This is a genomic window from Caulobacter sp. GW821-FHT12A07 (assembly GCF_058807655.1).
On sequence record NZ_JBXAQX010000004.1, the window covers coordinates 167058 to 183760 of the forward strand.

At 69.3% G+C, this 16703-nt stretch carries 17 protein-coding genes; 9 read left to right on the plus strand and 8 right to left on the minus strand.

What is annotated here, in order from left to right:
- Positions 1-193: 193 nt before the first annotated feature.
- Positions 194-1957: a response regulator gene (locus AC1RRS_RS10285; RefSeq protein WP_492855076.1), complete on the plus strand. Its 1764-nt coding sequence runs from the start codon at positions 194-196 to the stop codon at positions 1955-1957.
- A 157-nt stretch (positions 1958-2114) separates the two neighbouring features.
- On the opposite strand, the gene AC1RRS_RS10290 is transcribed toward AC1RRS_RS10285, so the two are convergent.
- Positions 2115-3614, minus strand: a complete 1500-nt coding sequence (locus AC1RRS_RS10290; RefSeq protein WP_492855306.1) for a bifunctional aminoglycoside phosphotransferase/ATP-binding protein — start codon at positions 3612-3614, stop codon at positions 2115-2117.
- A 147-nt stretch (positions 3615-3761) separates the two neighbouring features.
- On the opposite strand from AC1RRS_RS10290, the gene AC1RRS_RS10295 reads away from it, so the two are divergent.
- Positions 3762-4382 carry a TetR/AcrR family transcriptional regulator gene (locus AC1RRS_RS10295; RefSeq protein ID WP_492855077.1) on the plus strand — a complete coding sequence of 207 codons (621 nt, stop codon included), beginning with the start codon at positions 3762-3764 and terminating at the stop codon, positions 4380-4382.
- Positions 4383-4472: 90 nt separating this feature from the next.
- Positions 4473-5585 carry a lysozyme inhibitor LprI family protein gene (locus tag AC1RRS_RS10300; protein WP_492855078.1) on the plus strand — a complete coding sequence of 371 codons (1113 nt, stop codon included), beginning with the start codon at positions 4473-4475 and terminating at the stop codon, positions 5583-5585.
- Positions 5586-5593: 8 nt separating this feature from the next.
- Here AC1RRS_RS10300 and pdxH read toward each other — a convergent pair whose 3' ends face one another.
- Complete coding sequence (gene pdxH / locus AC1RRS_RS10305) at positions 5594-6262, minus strand: pyridoxamine 5'-phosphate oxidase (RefSeq protein ID WP_492855079.1); 669 nt, start codon at positions 6260-6262, stop codon at positions 5594-5596.
- A 115-nt stretch (positions 6263-6377) separates the two neighbouring features.
- On the opposite strand from pdxH, the gene AC1RRS_RS10310 reads away from it, so the two are divergent.
- Both AC1RRS_RS10310 and AC1RRS_RS10315 read left to right on the plus strand, forming a co-directional pair.
- Entirely contained in the window at positions 6378-6674 is a 297-nt protein-coding gene (locus AC1RRS_RS10310) for a hypothetical protein (RefSeq protein ID WP_492855080.1), read from the plus strand.
- Between the two features lie 53 nt (positions 6675-6727).
- Positions 6728-7435 (plus strand): DnaJ domain-containing protein, encoded by a 708-nt coding sequence (locus tag AC1RRS_RS10315; protein WP_492855081.1) that lies wholly within the window; start codon positions 6728-6730, stop codon positions 7433-7435.
- A 3-nt stretch (positions 7436-7438) separates the two neighbouring features.
- Here AC1RRS_RS10315 and AC1RRS_RS10320 read toward each other — a convergent pair whose 3' ends face one another.
- Positions 7439-8353, minus strand: coding sequence for a DUF2268 domain-containing putative Zn-dependent protease (locus tag AC1RRS_RS10320; RefSeq protein WP_492855083.1), 915 nt, complete (start codon positions 8351-8353; stop codon positions 7439-7441).
- A 147-nt stretch (positions 8354-8500) separates the two neighbouring features.
- Between AC1RRS_RS10320 and AC1RRS_RS10325 the strand changes: the two genes are divergently transcribed.
- From AC1RRS_RS10325 to AC1RRS_RS10340, 4 genes are all read left to right on the plus strand, one after another.
- Positions 8501-8917 (plus strand): organic hydroperoxide resistance protein, encoded by a 417-nt coding sequence (locus tag AC1RRS_RS10325; RefSeq protein WP_492855084.1) that lies wholly within the window; start codon positions 8501-8503, stop codon positions 8915-8917.
- Entirely contained in the window at positions 8914-9378 is a 465-nt protein-coding gene (locus tag AC1RRS_RS10330; RefSeq protein ID WP_492855085.1) for a MarR family winged helix-turn-helix transcriptional regulator, read from the plus strand. Before AC1RRS_RS10325 ends, AC1RRS_RS10330 begins: the two co-directional genes overlap by 4 nt.
- A 190-nt stretch (positions 9379-9568) precedes the next feature.
- The gene (locus AC1RRS_RS10335; protein ID WP_492855086.1) at positions 9569-11209 is read left to right on the plus strand and encodes an NAD(P)/FAD-dependent oxidoreductase; all 1641 of its coding nucleotides are present in this window, start codon (positions 9569-9571) and stop codon (positions 11207-11209) included.
- A gap of 407 nt (positions 11210-11616) precedes the next feature.
- Positions 11617-13170, plus strand: coding sequence for an ATP-binding protein (locus AC1RRS_RS10340; protein ID WP_492855087.1), 1554 nt, complete (start codon positions 11617-11619; stop codon positions 13168-13170).
- Here the strand turns inward: AC1RRS_RS10340 and AC1RRS_RS10345 are convergent.
- From AC1RRS_RS10345 to AC1RRS_RS10365, 5 genes are all read right to left on the minus strand, one after another.
- A complete protein-coding gene (locus tag AC1RRS_RS10345) occupies positions 13167-13529 on the minus strand; it encodes a hypothetical protein (RefSeq protein WP_492855088.1) in 363 nt (120 codons plus the stop codon). The two genes, AC1RRS_RS10340 and AC1RRS_RS10345, sit on opposite strands and share 4 nt — an antisense overlap.
- Positions 13530-13544: 15 nt before the next feature.
- A complete protein-coding gene (locus tag AC1RRS_RS10350; RefSeq protein WP_492855089.1) occupies positions 13545-13763 on the minus strand; it encodes a hypothetical protein in 219 nt (72 codons plus the stop codon).
- Positions 13764-13898: 135 nt separating this feature from the next.
- Complete coding sequence (gene ahpF, locus AC1RRS_RS10355) at positions 13899-15479, minus strand: alkyl hydroperoxide reductase subunit F (protein WP_492855090.1); 1581 nt, start codon at positions 15477-15479, stop codon at positions 13899-13901.
- A gap of 142 nt (positions 15480-15621) precedes the next feature.
- Positions 15622-16185: an alkyl hydroperoxide reductase subunit C gene (gene ahpC / locus AC1RRS_RS10360; RefSeq protein ID WP_110117960.1), complete on the minus strand. Its 564-nt coding sequence runs from the start codon at positions 16183-16185 to the stop codon at positions 15622-15624.
- Positions 16186-16286: 101 nt separating this feature from the next.
- Positions 16287-16466 (minus strand): hypothetical protein, encoded by a 180-nt coding sequence (locus AC1RRS_RS10365; protein WP_487287718.1) that lies wholly within the window; start codon positions 16464-16466, stop codon positions 16287-16289.
- Positions 16467-16703: the final 237 nt, after the last annotated feature.

Consider the following 16703-nt stretch of genomic DNA (forward strand, 5'->3'; position numbering starts at 1 on the left):
AACCTTGGGCGAGCCTCCGGTTCTCCCAAGCGGCGAGCGGACTTTGCGCCCGTCTGCACGCAAGTGTAGAGTTATACCTTCACCACACGGCCGCGCTGATCGGCCGCACCGCCCGTTCACTCCCAGAACGCCGTTTTGCGGCTAGCTTCAGCGGGACTGTTTTTGACCCGCGTAAGAAACGGGAGCGCAAGCCTTGAGATGGCTCGACGCGCTAGGCGCAGACGAACGGCTGGATGAAGTCGCGGCGGACACCCACCGCCTGATGACCGTGCGCGTCGTCTCGGCGGCCGTGGTCGCCCTGGTGGTCGGCGCGGCCCTGGGGCCGGTCATGGCGGTGACCTGGTTCGCCTGCCTCACCGCCTGCGAGGCGCTGGCCTGGACGGTGACCCGCCGCTTCAAGCCCGACATGCCGACCACCGACCGGCTGCGCGCGGCCTTCGTGCTGGCCTCGATCCCGATCAACGTGGTGTGGACCTGGCTGGCGGTCTCGCTGTGGCTGTTCCCCGACGCCGACCTGCGCATCGCCGCCCTCGGGGTGTGCGTGGGCGGCATCATCTTCACCCAGAACTTCCGCCACCAGCCGCTGAGCCTGCTGGTGATCACCGCCGCCCCGCCGCTGGCCAGCCTAGTGATCTTCCCGTTCTTCCTGCATGCCCCGCATGGAGTGGGCCATCCGACCAACAAGTGGGCGCTGGTCATGGTGGTGGCCACCACCATCAACGCCATGCTGCTGAACCGCGCGGCCGCTCGCCGGATGGACGCCCTGACCCGCGGCCTGCGACAGGAGAAAGAGCGCGCCCTGGCCGCCTCGCAGGTCAAGTCGGTGTTCGTGGCGACCATGAGCCACGAGATGCGCACGCCGATGAACGGCCTGCTGGGCCTGGCCCACGCCCTGAAGGGCACCGATCTGGACGAGCGCCAGCGCGACTATGTCGACCTGATGCTGCAATCGGGCGACAGCCTGATGCAGCTGCTGACCGACGTGCTCGACATCGCTCGCCTCGACGCCGGCGAGACCGAACTGACGCCCTGCGACTTCGACCTGCACGACCTGGTCCACGCCGTGGCCGACGCCTGGACCGACATGGCCATGGCTCGCGGCCTGACGGTGGACGTACGCATCGATCCCTCGACGCCGCAGCGCCTGCACGCCGACGCGGCGCGGATCCGCCAGGTGCTGGGCGGGCTGATGTCCAACGCCCTGAAGTTCACGCGGTTGGGCGGGGTGACGATCGAGATTTCGAGCCAGGGCGACGCGCCGGACGGTCTGGAGACCGTGGCCGTGCGGATCACCGACACCGGGCCGGGGATCGACCCGGCCTATGCGGAAAGGATCTTCGAGAGCTTCACCCAGGCTGACGAAACCATCTCGCGCGCCCATGGCGGCATGGGGCTGGGCCTGACCATCGCCCGAGCCCTGGCCCGGCGGATGGGCGGCGACCTGAGCCTGGAGCCCGCCCAGCGCGGGGCGCGGTTCCTGTTCATGATCCGCGCGCCCCAGCCGGCGCCCCCGCCACTGCCCGCCGCCGTCCCCGAAACGGCCAACGAGGACGACGAGGTGGTCCCCCGCGTGCTGATGGCCGAGGACAATCCGATGAACCAGATGGTCGTGCGGCTGATGCTGGAGGCCGCCGGCGTCGACCTGACGGTGGTCGAGGACGGCCGCCAGGCCCTGGACGCCCTGCGCGCCTCGCACTTCGACTGCGTGCTGATGGACATCAACATGCCGGTGATGGACGGGGTCACCGCCCTGTCGGAAATCCGCTCCGGCGCCGCCGGCCCCGCCGACACCCCGGTGATCGCCCTGACCGCCTCGGCCATGACCGGCGACCGCGAACGGTTCCTGAAGCTGGGCTTCGACGAGCACCTGGGCAAGCCGGTCAAGCCGATGGACCTGATCGCGGCCATCGTCGCGACCCTGGACCGGACGCCTCCTCCGCAGGCGGCGGTGGGGTAGCCAGGATCCTTCTCCCGGCCACAAGGAACCTCCCCCTATGGGGGAGGCGATCGCGCAGCGATCGGTGGGGGGAGTAATTTCGAAGTCGGCCGGCGGTCTGGAAGCTGAAAACGTCCCCCCACCGGCCTTCGGCCGCCTCCCCCAGAGGGGGAGGTTTTTAACCCATCTGCTCCGCCAGCGCCCGGGCCTCGTCCTCGAACGCGCTGACCGTGTCCACCCGACGCCAGTCGATCTCCCCCGTATCGCGCACCAGCTGGCTTTCCAGCACGGCGACGTCGGCGTCGGAGGCGTCGTTGACGCGGGCGGCGACGCGGGCGCGGAGGACTTCGGCCGGGGCTTCCAGCCAGACGCCCTGGAAGGCGACGTCGAGCTTCTTGGCCAGGGCCTCGGCGCGGGCGCGCTGTTCGGGCTTGATGAAGACGGCGTCGACCACCACCGAGCGGCCGGCCCGCAGCACCAGTTCGGCGTCGCGGAACAGCTCGTCATAGACCTTGTCGCTGACCTCGGCGGTATAGGCCTCCTTGGGCAGGCGCTGCAGGGTGGGCGCGTTCCACAGGCGCTTGCGGATCTCGTCGGTGCGCAGCACCACCGCCCCGGGGGCCGCGCCCAGGCCCGGCGCGCAGACGCGGGCGAAGGTCGACTTGCCCGAACCCGACAGGCCGCCGGTGGCCACCAGGCTGACCGGCTTGGGCGCCAGGTGCTCGATGGCCGTGGCCAGGTAGGCGCGCGCGGCCTCGTCGTCGCCGGTATAGGCCCAGACGTGGGTGCGCACGGCGGCGCGGACGCTGAGCATCAGCGGCAGGGCGGCCAGCCCCGTCCACAGGCCCTCGCCGAAGGTGCGGGCGGCCTCGTCGAGATAGGCGTTCAGCACCCGGCCGGCGGCGTCGCGGCGACGGCGGAAGTCCAGGTCCATCAGCAGGAAGGCCAGATCGTACTGCACGTCGATGTCCGACAGGGCGTCGTTGAACTCGATGCAGTCGAAGAGGATCGGCTTGCCGTCCTCGATCAGGATGTTCCCCAGGTGCAGGTCGCCGTGGCAGTGGCGGGCGAAGCCCTCGGCCGCGCGGGCGTCGAGCTGCGGACCCAGGCGCTTGAGAGCCAGGTCCGTCTCCTCGACCAGCCGCTCAACGGCCTGGGCGCCCAGGCGAGGCGCCAGGCCCCGCAGCAGGTTGGCGTTGGAGGCTATGGTGTAGCCGAGGGCCGAGACGCCGCCGCCCTGCGGGCGCAGCGCGGCGCCGGCGTGGAACTGGGCGATGGTGCGGCCCAGCGATTCCTCCAGGGCGTCGTCGATGGCCCAGGGCTGGGAGGCCAGCACGGCCTCGCCGTCGAAGCGGCGCATCTCGAGCGCGTACTCGACGACCTCGCCCTGGCCGTCGATCTCGATCCCGCCGTCGGCTGACCGGGTCAGCTGGCGCACGGCGCGATAGATGTCGGGGGCGGCGGCGCGGTTGAAGGAAAGCTCGCGCTGCAACGACCAGCGGCGCAGCTCCAGGGTCGAATAGTCGAGGAAGCCGAAATCGACCGGCCGCTTCACCTTGAAGGCGGACTCGCCCACCAGGAACACCCGAGCGCACGAGGTCTCGATCGTCTGGTCGGCCTTCGCGCCGAGCCAGGCCGCGATTTCCGTTTCGCGCGCCGCTTCCGCGTCCTTGATCACGCCGTCCAACCTCGTCTTCGCCCGCCCCGATCGGCGGCGCCGGGGCGTCCCATAGCGCAAAGTTCGCTGCAAGTCCTCGCGGACGCTTGCTACATCTACTTAGACGATAGTAGCGTTTGACAACCACAGTCTGATGTTGAGGCCACCATGCTCATCGGCTCCGGCCTGAAGCGCTCCGAGCACAAGAAGGCCGAGATCCTGGCGGCGGCGCGCGAGATCTTCCTCAAGGAAGGCTACGCCGACGCGGGCATGGAATCGGTAGCCCGCGCCGCGGGCGTCTCGACCGCCACGCTCTATGCCTACTTCCCAAGCAAGGCCGAGCTGTTCCGCACCGTCGTCGTCGACAGCGTACGGAGCATGGCCGAGCCGGTGCGTGAAAGCACCAATGCGGTCGGCGACGCCCGAGCGCGGCTCACCGCCCTCTCCCGCGCCTACGCCACCTTCTTCGCCACGCCGGAGACGCGGGCGATGTTCCGGATGGTGACCGCCGAGCGAAGGCGGTTCGAGGGGGTGGCCGACCACTTTCTGGGCGCGGCCCGCGAGTCGCTGGGCGGGGCGGCCATCCAGGTGGTCAAGGAGCTGACCGCGTCCGGCGACCTCAAGGTCGACAAGCCCTCCTGGGCGGCCGGCCAGCTGATGGGCATGCTCGACCACGCCACCCTGGTGCTGGGCCTGTCGGCCGGCGACGACGTGCAGCCCGACCGGCCGGTGAACCAGATCGCCGAGGACGCGGTCGAGACCTTCCTGGCGCGATACGCGACCAAGTAGGGTCCCCATGACGAACGCCCGTCGCCGCCTTAGGCTGGCGGCGACGGCGGCGCGTTGCGCGCGCCGTCCTGGGGGCTGCAGGGGGAAGTCATGCCGACAAGGATCGCGATCGCCGGGGCCGTGGCCCTGGCCGCGCTGGCGCTGTGCGGGTTCGCCGCCCAGGACGGCTATTTCGGCGAGCCGGACGGCCGCAATTACGGCGATCCGCAGTTCGCCAGGAGTCAGGCCCTGTGCCGGGCCGTGCGCGACCGCGCCCCGCCGCCACAGGACGTTCCCGACGCGGTGACCGCCCGGGCGCTGAAGGGCTGCTCGTCCGAGGCGCTTTACTACGGGATCGGCATGGCGGCCGATCCGGCCAAGGCCCGCCAGTGCGCCATCCTGGAAATGAAGACCGGCGAAGAGCCGTACGAGCCGTTCGCCGGCGCCGGCATGCTGATGACCATCTACGCCAACGGCCGGGGCGCGAAGAAGGATCTCGACCTGGCGGTGCACATGGCCTGCGCCACCTGGGGCGCGCCGGTCGACAGCGACACCCTGGTGCAGGCGCTGGACGTCCGTCGCAGGGGCGGACCAGCGGACGAGCCCTTCGATTACTGCCGCGACGTGGTTCCCGGCTCGTCCAACGTCTCCGCGCCGGTTTGCCTGGCGCACGGGGCGCGGCAGGCGCAGCCGGTGCGCGCCGCGAAGCTGGCGGTGCTGACGCGGGGCTTCTCGCCGGCGGCCCGCCAGGCCTACGCGGCGTTGAACGCGGCCGAGGCGCGGTTCGTCGAGGTGCGGCAGGCCAACGAGGCCCCGCCCGGCGCCATGAACCGGGGCGTTCCGCTGCGGATCTCGGAAGACATCCACGACGTCCATGTCGAGCAACTGGAGCAGCTGTCAGGCGCGGCCCGCGTCACGGGCGTGGGCGAGCATCGCGACTACGACAGCAGTCTCAACCGCGTGTACGCCGTGGCCATGGGCGAGCTGCCGCCCCGGGGGCCGGGACAGTTCGGCGAGATCACCCGCGAGGGCGTGCGCGAGACCGAGCGGGCCTGGATCGCCTATCGCGACGCCTGGCTGGCCTTCGCGCCGGTCGCCTGGCCCAAGGCCTCGACCGAAGCGCTGGCGGCGCGGTTGACGCGCGATCGGGTCGGCCAGCTGGCCTGCATCCTGGCCGACCACGACATCGACCCGAACTACGCCGAGCGCTGCTCGGGCTACTGAGGCTCAGGTCAGGGGAACAGCCGCCTGGTCGTCCAGGCGCCGTCGACGCGGTCGTAGACCAGCCGCTCGTGCAGGCGGAACGGGCGGTCGCGCCAGAACTCGATGACCTGCGGCACGATCCGGAAGCCCGACCAGTGCGGCGGGCGCGGCACCTTGCCGATCAGGCCGTGCTTGAGGCCCATCTCGGCCACGCGGCGCTCCAGCGCCAGGCGGTCGGGCAGCGGCCGCGACTGGTCGCTGGCCCAGGCGCCCAGTTGGCTGTGCCGAGCGCGGCTGGCGAAATAGGCGTCGGCCTCGGCCTCGCTGACCGGCTCGACCACGCCGCGCACCCGCACCTGGCGGCGCAGCGACTTCCAGTGGAACAGCAGGGCGGCCTTGGGATTGGCCGCCAGCTCGACGCCCTTGGCGCTTTCCAGGTTGGTGTAGAAGACGAAGCCGCGGCTATCGACCTCCTTCAGCAGCACCATGCGCGAGTCGGGCATGCCGTCGGCGTCGACCGTCGAGACGGTCATGGCGTTGGGATCGTTGGGCTCGGACTTGCCGGCCTCGGCCAGCCACTCGCCGAACAGGTGGATCGGATCGCCCTCCGGCAGCAGCGGCGGCGGGGTCGCGGTGGTCACCTGGGAGACGTAGTCGTCCTCGCTGGGCGAGGCGGGGATCAGCGGCGCGTCGGTCATGCTCTGGATATAGGCCCGCGGGCGTCCGGGGGCCATGCTTGACCTGGGCCTGCTCGCCCCTCAGTTTCGCCGCATGACGCTAGCAACCCGCGCCCGCCTCGCCTGAATCCCGTTCATGCTCTGGATCGCGATCAGCGCCTTCTGGCTCGTCGACAGGCTGCGGACCCGACCGCCGGAGGGTCTGCTCGACTGGTTGAGCTGCATCCTGATCTATGGCGGCGCCTTCGTCGCCGGCGTGTACGCGGCGATGCAGGATGTAAAGCGCTGGGCGCTGAGGGCGCGGACCGAGGGCCCCTCCACCCACGTGCCCATCACCTGGCACAAACGCAGCGGTTCCTGGCTGGTCATCGGCATGGTCACCGTGATGGTCGTGATGTTCGGAAGCCTGGCGCTGATCGCCGCACGGAGCTGACCGAAAGTCTTAACTTAACCCGGCGTTGACCAAGTCCGCGCGAGGGTCGCGGCATGACCGCCGCCTCGGCCCCTTCCCTGTCCCTTTCCGCCGCCCGCGCCATTCTGGGCGTCGCGCCCGGCGCCGACGAGCGCGAGCTGCGCGCGGCCTATCGCGAGGCCGCCAAGCGCGCCCACCCGGACCGTCCGGGCGGCGACGCGGTCCTGTTCCGCGACGTGCTGGCGGCCTATCGCATGCTGCAGGGCGTGGATGCGCCCGCGCCCATGGGCTTTCCGCCCGCCACCGTCGAGACCCCGGCCATGCCGAGCCAGGCCTGCCTGGACATCGACGCGGCCTTCGCCTTTTCCGGCGGCGCGCTGGAGGCCCGGATCGGCGATCGCCGCCTGCGCCTGACCCTGCCCGCGGGCCTTCGCCAGCGCGACACCGTGCGCGTCGGCGACACCCTGCTGACCGTGCGCATCAAGGCCGATCCCGCCGCCCTGGTGCGCAGCCACGACCTGTGGCTGACCGTGCAGCTGGACGCCCAGGTCCTGGCCGAAGGCGGCCGCGTGGAGCTGGACACCGTCATCGGCCCGCGCACCGTGTGGATCTCGACCAAGGCCGCCGAGCGGGGCCTCGTGCGCCTGAACGGCCAGGGCCTGCCCGCCCGCGGCGCCCATCCGGCCGGCGACCTCTTCCTGCGCCTGGAGCGCACCGGAACCGTGCACGAAAGCGCCGCCCGCTCGCAGCTGAAGCGCTTCGCCGCCGCCTGGGCGGCCTAAGCCTCACTCCAGCGTCATGCCCGGCGTCCAGCCGCTGGCGGCCAGGAAAGCGTGGACGTCCGAGACCGTGAGGATCTCGCGCAGGGCCGCCTGCTTGTCCGGGGCCTTGTCGTAATAGGCCTTGGCGATGCGGTAGCCGACCCAGTAGCCGAGGTCGGCGGGCTTCTCGAGCGTGGAATTGTAGAACCAGGCCGACAGGTCGGTCTTGTCGAGATCGGCGGCGAAGGTCGTCTCGATCTCGCGCTCGCGACCCTTGGTCAGCGGCCCGAAATAGACATAGGCCGGGCGGCCCAGCAGCAGCTGGGTGACGAACTCGGCCCCCCCTTCGACAAGCGCGCTTTCCAGCACGGTGGGCTGCTGCTTCTCGGTCAGCAGCGGGTTCTGCTGGGCGTGGGCGTATTCGTGGATCAGCACGCCGACGAAGCGGCTTTCGACGTCGGGATCGATGAAATCGACGGTGCACAGCGCCTCCAGCCCCACCTGCACGCCTGTGACCGGACTGCCGATGGCGATCGGCTTGCCGCGGCCGACGGCGAGCGTCACCGACGGGACGCGCGCTTGCGGATAAAGGACCGCGAACCTGGCCAGGGCCGTATCGACCCGGCCCTTCACCCGCGGCAGGGTCGCGGCGCAGTCGCGGGCGCGGCTGTAGAGCTCGGGCCGGGCGGCGATGGTCTCGGCCAGGCGGGTCGCGGTCGTGCGGCGGGCGTCGAAGAAGGTGCGCAGGCCCGGCGAGCCGGCGTCGATGTAGCGGCTCTGCAGCTGCTCGGCGCTGGGCCGGCCGCCGGTCTGGTCATAGAGGCGGTAGAAGAGATCGACGTCGGCGGTGTCGAGCGTCGCCTTCTGTGGCTGCGCCCAGGCGGGGCTGGCCAGCGTCAGCGCGGCCACCAGGCCCGCCTTCAGAAACCAGAATCCCATGCGCCCCTCCCCCGTCTTTCGAGAGGGCGAGGCTGACCCGCGCCGACGGCCAAAATCAAGCGCGCGAAAAATCGACGTCGTCGCTCTTGTTTTTATATCGTGCACGATTAAATCGTACTCACCAATTCAATCGCAGGAGCGAACCCGATGAGCACTCTCTACCAAACCCGCGCCACGGCCAACGGCGGCCGCGAAGGCGGCGTCCGCAGCGCCGACGGCCTGCTGGACGTGCGCCTGGCCATGCCCAAGGCCTTGGGCGGCAAGGAAGACGGCACCAATCCCGAGCAGCTGTTCGCGGCCGGCTACGCCGCCTGCTTCCAGAGCGCCATGGCCTTCGTGGCCCGCCAGCAGAAGATCCCGCTGACCGGCTCGACCGTCACCGGCGTCGTGGGCCTGGCCGCCCAGGAGGTCGGCTTCAAGCTCGAGGTCGCCCTGGAAGTCGAGACCCAAGGCCTTTCGCAGGAAGCCGCCGAAGCCCTGGTTGCCACGGCGCACCAGGTCTGCCCCTATTCCAACGCCACCCGCGGCAACATCGACGTCGCCCTCAGCGTAAAGGCCGCATGAGTTCGGAAGCCGAAATAACCAAGCATGAGACGCTTCAGAATGGGGCGGTCGAGGTCTTGCGCCTCGACCGCCAGCTCTGCTTCGCGCTGTACAGCGCCGCCAACCGGGTGACGCGGCTCTACCGGCCGCTGCTCGACGCGCTGGGCATCACCTATCCGCAGTACCTGGCCCTGCTGGTGCTGTGGGAGAAGAGCCCGCGCACGGTGGGCGAGGTGGGCGAGGCGCTGGACCTGGAGTCCAGCACCCTCACCCCCCTGCTCAAGCGCCTGGAGACCGCCGGCCTGATCGCCCGCGGCCGCGACCCGCAGGACGAGCGGCGGGTGATCGTGTCGCTGACCGAAGCGGGCGACGCCATGCGCGACAAGGCGCTGGAAGTGGCCGAGCAGTTCTTCTGCAAGCTGGACACCCCACTGCCGGAGCTGGTGGAGCTGCGCGAGCGGCTGAAGCGGCTGGCGGTGTGAACTCCCTTCCCCCTTGATGGGGGAAGGGTCGGGGATGGGGGTGACCTGCTGAGCTGGCGGCCGTGCGCGGCTTCAACCGCCGCAGCCACCCCCACCCCTGCCCCTCCCCCATCAAGGGGGAGGGAAGCGCCCTATCCTGACGGGTAGGGAATGATGGAAATGCGGTCCCCAACCCGCTAAACCCGCGCTTATGCTGCGTCTTTCCGAACTGAAGCTGCCCCTGGACCATCCGCCGGAGGCCATGGCTCCGGCCATTTGCGCGCGCCTGGGGATCGAGCCGGCCGACCTGCTGGACGTCAGGCTCTGGCGGCGGGCCCATGACGCTCGCAAGAAGTCGGCGATCCTGATGATCTACACGGTCGACGTCGCCCTGCGCGACGAGGCCGCCGTGCTGGAGCGCTTCGCCGCCGACCATCAGGTGCGGCCGACTCCCGACACCGACTACCGCTTCCCCGTCCGCGCGCCGGAAGGCTTCGACGGTCCGCGTCCGGTGGTGATCGGGGCCGGTCCCTGCGGCCTGTTCGCTGGCCTGATCCTGGCCCGGATGGGTTTCAAGCCGATCATCCTCGACCGCGGCAAGGTGGTGCGCGAGCGCACCAAGGACACCTGGGCCCTGTGGCGCAAGAGCGAGCTGAACCCGGAGTCCAACGTCCAGTTCGGCGAAGGGGGCGCTGGCACCTTCTCGGACGGCAAGCTCTACAGCCAGATCAAGGATCCGCGCTTCCTGGGCCGCAAGGTGCTGGAGGAGTTCGTCGCCGCCGGCGCGCCCGAGGAGATCCTGACCGAGGCCCACCCGCACATCGGCACCTTCCGCCTGGTGCACATGGTCGAGAACATCCGCGCCCTGATCGAGAGCCTGGGCGGCGAATACCGCTGGCAGCACCGGGTCGAGGATTTCGAGATCGAGACCGGGCAGGACGGCGCGCGCAAACTCAAGGGCCTGCGCCTGTCGACCGGCGAGTATCTGGAGACCGAGCACGTGGTGCTGGCCGTGGGCCACAGCGCCCGCGACACCTTCGAGGTCCTGCACGAGCGCGGCGTCCACATCGAGGCCAAGCCGTTCTCGATCGGCGTGCGCATCGAGCACCCGCAGTCGTGGATGGACAAGGCGCGGTTCGGGGCCTGCGCCGGCCATCCAGACCTGGGCGCGGCCGACTACAGCCTGTCGCATCACTGTTCGAACGGCCGCACGGTCTACAGCTTCTGCATGTGCCCGGGCGGCACGGTGGTGGCGGCGACCTCGGAGCCGAACCGGGTCGTGACCAACGGCATGAGCCAGTATTCGCGCAACGAGCGCAACGCCAACTCCGGCTTCGTGGTGGCCATCGATCCCGAGCGCGACTATCCGGGCCACCCGCTGGCCGGCATCGAATTCCAGCGCAAGTGGGAGTCCCTGGCCTTCACCGCCGGCGGCGGCGACTACAAGGCCCCGGCCCAGAAGGTCGGCGACTTCATGGCCGGCCGGGCTTCGGAAGCGCTGGGCGAGGTCTCTCCGTCCTACAAGCCGGGGATCAAGATGACGGATCTGGCGCAATGCCTGCCGCCGTTCGTGCTGGAGGCCATGCGCGAGGCCCTGCCCGTCTTCGGCCGCCAGATCGCCGGCTACGACCACCCGGACGTGCTGATGACCGGCGTCGAGACCCGCACCTCCTCGCCGATCCGCATCACCCGCGGCAAGGACGGCCAGAGCCTCAACACCGCCGGCCTGTTCCCGGCCGGCGAAGGCGCGGGCTACGCCGGGGGGATCCTGTCGGCGGGCGTGGACGGCATCAAGATCGCCGAGGCGGTGGCCGCGGCCTATGTGGCGCGGGGGTGGGCGGCGGAGGCTTAGAGGAACCCTCTCTCTTTGAGAGAGGGAGGGGCCCGCCGCGAAGCGGTGGGAGGGTGAGAGGTTTCACCGCCGGCCGGCAAATCCCAAAGCGTTCCGACGGGCTTCTAGACGCCGCCCTCCCTTATCCGCACCAGTAAACCGCGAGGTCGAACGACCGCGCCTCGTTCGGTGAGTTTGTTACCTCTCACCCTCCCCCGCCTTTGGCGTGGGCCCCTCCCTCTCTCAAAGAGAGAGGGATTCAGTCGCGCCTCCCAACCAGATACCAATGGTCGTCAATAATTCTCGCAAAAGAAGAATTATTGACGACACTCTCTTTTCGCGAAAAAACCCACCGAAATCATCGATATCGGAATTTAACCTTGTTGCGCTAGGCTGAACTCTAGTCGGCGTTATCGGGGATTTCGATCGTGACCCAGGCCTCAGGCCGCGAAGCCTTGCTCGTGGACGCCAGTTCGTTCTTCGAGGTCTCGCTCGACCTGCTGGTCATACGCGACCTGCAGGGCACGGTGCTGAAGGCCAGCCGGTCCTGGCAGACCAAGCTGGGGCACAGCCCCGAGGACATGGAAGGCCGGCCCCTGCTGCGGCTGGTCCATCCGGAAGACATGCCCGGCACCCAGGACAGCGTCGTCGAGGTCGAGACCCGGCGCGACGGCGATCCCGTCCTCGGCTTCATCAACCGCTATCGCCATGCCGACGGCCACTACCGCACGCTGGAATGGCGGGCCCAGCGGGCCGGCGACCGCATCTACGGCGTGGCGCGCGACGTCACCGACCGGGTCGCGGCCGAGCGCCACCTGCTTGAGGCCAAGATGGCGGCCGAGGCCGCCAACCGGGCCAAGTCCGACTTCCTGGCCAATATCAGCCACGAGATCCGCACGCCGCTGAACGGCGTCATCGGCATCATCGACGCCCTGTCGCGCACGACGCTCAGCCCCGAGCAGGCCGAGATGGTCGGGCTGGTGCGCGACTCCGGCGCGACGCTGGAGCGGCTGGTGTCCGACTTTCTCGACGTCTCCAAGATCGAGGCCGGCCAGCTGCAGCTGGAGAACCGCTCGTTCAACCTCGACCAGGCGCTGCGTCCCGGCGTCGAGGTGCTGCGCCGGCGGGCGCAGGAGAAGGGCCTGACCTTCACCATCGAGCGCCCGGCCCTCACCGGCGGCCGGCACCTGGGCGACGGCATGCGCCTGAGCCAGGTGCTCAACAACCTGCTGTCGAACGCCATCAAGTTCACCGACGAGGGCGGGGTGACCCTGCGCGTCGGCTCCGAGGAAATCGCCGGCGAGACCCGCCTGACCTTCGAGATCGAGGACACTGGCATCGGCTTCGAGGCCGACCAGGCCGGGGACCTGTTCAACCGCTTCAGCCAGGCCGACCAGTCGATCAGCCGCCGGTTCGGCGGCACGGGCCTGGGGCTGTCGATCTGCCGCTCGCTGGTCGAGATGATGGGCGGCGAGATCTCCGCCACGTCGCGGCCGGGCGTCGGCAGCCGCTTCGTCGTCACGCTCAGCCTGCCCCGTCTGCAGGAGGCCGTCGAAGCCGACGCCGACGTCGATCCCGTCCCGCTTGAGCCGATCGCCCTGCCCGACCAGCCGCTGCGCGTGCTGCTGGTCGAGGACCACCCCACCAACCAGCGTGTCGCCCAGCTGATCCTGGCCACACAAGGAGCCGAAGTGGTGACCGTCGAGGACGGGCTGGAGGCGATCGCCGCTTTCGGGGACGGCGCGTTCGACGTGGTGCTGATGGACATGCAGATGCCGCGCATGGACGGCCTGACCGCCACCCGGGCCATCCGCGCCCTGGAGGCCGAGCGCGGCGCGACGCGCACGCCGATCGTCATGCTCAGCGCCAACGCCCTGATGAAGCACCGCCACGAAGCCCTGGACGCCGGCGCCGACCTGCATGTCTCCAAGCCGATCACCGCCGCCAACCTGCTGGCGGGGATCCAGGCCGCGGTGGCCTAGCGCAGGAGCGAGGCCGGGGCGTCGACGGGGACCACGGCCGCGCGGCCGGTCCTGGCGTCGACCAGCACGTCGTGGGAGCCGCGCACGCCCTGGTCGGTTCGGGTCTCAAGGCGCCAGACGCGGCCTTCACGCCGGGGCGCGGCGGCGGTGTAGGGCATGTAGGACAGACGCAGCGTATCGAAGGCGATACCCTTGGCGGCGTCCGCGTCGGCGTCGCGCAGACGGACCTCCCAGGCCAGCATCTCGGGATGCAGCGCGGCCCAGGTGATGGGCGCGCAGCCGTACCAGTCGCAGCTGCTGGCCTCGGCGATCATCGGCGCGGGGATCGTCAGGGCCAGGAAGGCGGCCGCATAGGCCATGCGGCGACGCCAGATTCAGAACGCGGCGCCGGCAAGGCCCGCCACCCCGGTCACGACCGTCAGGATCGACAGCACGGCCCAGGTGTTGAAGACGTCGCTGCGGGTGGCGATGTACCAGAGGTAGTCGACGCCGCCCTGGATGCGGAACAGCGCCCCAACGGCCACAAGGGCGGCCACGGGAGCAAACAGCACCCAGCCGACGATCCTGGCCCACGTCCCGCGCTTGATCTTCACCGGCCGCCCTCCCCCTGACGCCACGCCCGGAAAGACTAGAGCAAGCGCGCAGGTTGACCAGCCCCGCCCTACACAAGCGAAAAGGCCCGGACGATCGCTCGTCCGGGCCGTCGTCGTTTCAGTCCGTGAGGCCGATCAGGCCGCTTCGGCCTGCTCAGCGGGAAGGCGGATCAGGTAGTCGAAGGCCGACAGCGAGGCTTTGGCGCCCTCGCCCATGGCGATGATGATCTGCTTGTACGGCGTGGTGGTGGCGTCGCCGGCCGCGAAGACGCCCGGCATCGAGGTCTCGCCGCGGTAGTCGACCTCGATCTCGCCGCGATTGCTCAGGGCGACGTTCGAGTCCTTCAGCCACTCGGTGTTGGGCACCAGGCCGATCTGCACGAACACGCCTTCCAGATCGACGCGGTGGGCCGTGTCGTGGTTGCGGTCCTTGTAGGACAGGCCGCTGACCTTGGCGCCGTCGCCGTGGATCTCGGTGGTCATGGCCGAGGTGACGATGGTGACGTTGGGCAGGCTGGCGAGCTTGCGTTGCAGAACGGCGTCGGCGCGCAGCTGGCTGTCGTACTCGATCAGGGTGACGTGGGCGACGATGCCGGCCAGGTCGATGGCCGCCTCGACGCCGCTGTTGCCGCCGCCGATCACCGCCACGCGCTTGCCCTTGAACAGCGGGCCGTCGCAGTGCGGGCAATAGGCAACGCCCTTGTTCTTGTACTCGGCTTCGCCGGGCACGTTGACGTTCCGCCAGCGGGCGCCGGTGGACAGGATCACGGTGCGCGACTTCAGGCTGGCGCCGTTCTCGAGCTTGACCTCGATCAGGCCGCCCGGGGTCTTCGGCGCCACCAGGCCGACGGCCTTCTGCAGGTTCATCACGTCGACGTCGTACTGCTTGACGTGCTGTTCCAGCGCCGTGGCCAGCTTGGGGCCTTCGGTGTGCTGCACCGAGATGAAGTTCTCGATGGCCATGGTGTCGAGCACCTGGCCGCCGAAGCGCTCGGCCGCCACACCCGTACGGATACCCTTACGGGCGGCGTAGACGGCCGCGGCCGCGCCAGCGGGACCACCGCCGATGACCAGAACCTCGAAGGCGTCCTTGGTCTTGATCTTCTCGGCGGCGCGGGCTTCGGCGCCGGTGTCGAGCTTGGCCAGGATCTGCTCGACCTCCATGCGGCCCTGGCCGAACGGCTGGCCGTTCAGCAGGATGGTCGGCACGGCCATGACCTGGCGCTGCTCGACTTCCGCCTGGAACAAGGCGCCGTCGATGGCGACGTGGCGGATGCGGGGGTTCAGGGCGCTCATGGTGTTCAGCGCCTGCACCACGTCGGGGCAGTTCTGGCAGGACTGCGAGAAATAGGTCTCGAAGCTGTAGTCGCCGTCCAGGCCCTTGATGCGCTCGATCACCTCGGCGTCGAGGCGCGGCGGGTGGCCGCCGACGTGCAGCAGGGCCAGCACCAGCGAGGTGAACTCGTGGCCCAGCGGCAGGCCGGCGAAGCGGACATCAGCGTCGCCAGCCGCGCGGGTGATGGCGAAGGACGGCTTGCGGGCGTCGTCGCCGGCCAGGTTCAGGCTGACCTTGTCGGAGGTCGAGGCCACGTCTTCCAGCAGGGAGAGCATGTCCTTCGAACCCTTGTCGTCGCCGAGGGAGGCGACCAGTTCGATCGGCTGGCGCAGGTTCTGCAGGTAGGTGGTCAACTGGGTCTTCAGACCGGCGTCCAGCATGGCGCGCTCCCAAAAGGCTAGGGGGAGGAAAAGGCAGGCGTTCGATTTTCGGGGGAGGATCGAACGCGGCGAACGATCGAGAAGTTGCGCCGCCGCCCCAGAGGGGAGAGGAGCGGCGGCGCGGGTAGGCGGTACTTAAGTCTTAGATCTTGCCGACGAGGTCGAGCGAGGGAGCCAGGGTCTTTTCACCCTCTTCCCACTTGGCCGGGCAGACTTCGCCCGGGTGCGAGGCCACGTACTGGGCGGCCTTGATCTTGCGCAGCAGCTCGATGGCGTTGCGGCCGATGCCTTCGGCGGTCGTCTCGGTGAACTGGATCACGCCTTCCGGGTCGATCAGGAAGGTGCCGCGGTCGGCCAGGCCGACGCCCGGACGCATCACTTCGAAGTTGTTGGTGATGGTGCCCGAGGGGTCGCCGACCATGTGATACTTGATCTTGCCGATGGCCGGCGAGCTGTCGTGCCAGGCCTTGTGCGAGAAGTGGGTGTCGGTCGACACGGCGTAGATCTCGACGCCCAGACGGGTGAAGACCTCGTAGTTGTCGGCCAGGTCTTCCAGTTCGGTCGGGCAGACGAAGGTGAAGTCGGCCGGGTAGAAGAAGACCACCGACCACTTGCCCTTCAGGTCGGCGTCGCTGACCGTGACGAACTTGCCGTCCTTATAGGATTGGGCGGTGAAGGGTTTGATCTCGGTGTTGATCAGCGACATGAGACGCTCCGTTGGAAAGGATGCGTCGTAGGTATCGCGCCGCAGCAAATAGGTCCAATCGATAAAATCAGTTCGCGAGATAGATAGGGCCTATGAGGCTCTCAGGACGCCTTCCGCTCAAGCTTAGCCACAGGCAAAGCTTGCGGGCCATAGGGTTCGGCTAGCGGCAGGCAGCGCACCAGGACCTCGGCGACGAGGCCCGGCTCGGAGGTGATCGGTGGCGGCTCGCCGAACACCGTGCGCCAAAGTTCGGCCAGTTCTTCGCAGGTGCGGTCGGTCACGCGAAATCCTCGTTTCCGAGGAGGGAAAGCGTTATGCGGCAAGGGGTTGCTGGTTAACGAGCGTGGCTGGAGTGGAAATTCCCTCTCTCTTTGAGAGAGGGAGGGGCCCACGCCACAGGCGTGGGAGGGTGAGAGGTTATAATCTCTCAGGATGGGGCGCGAACGCTCGGCTGCCCTGGCCAAGCGCACAGGGCTTCCCGGCCAGCGGTGAAACCTCTCACCCTCCCACCGCTTCGC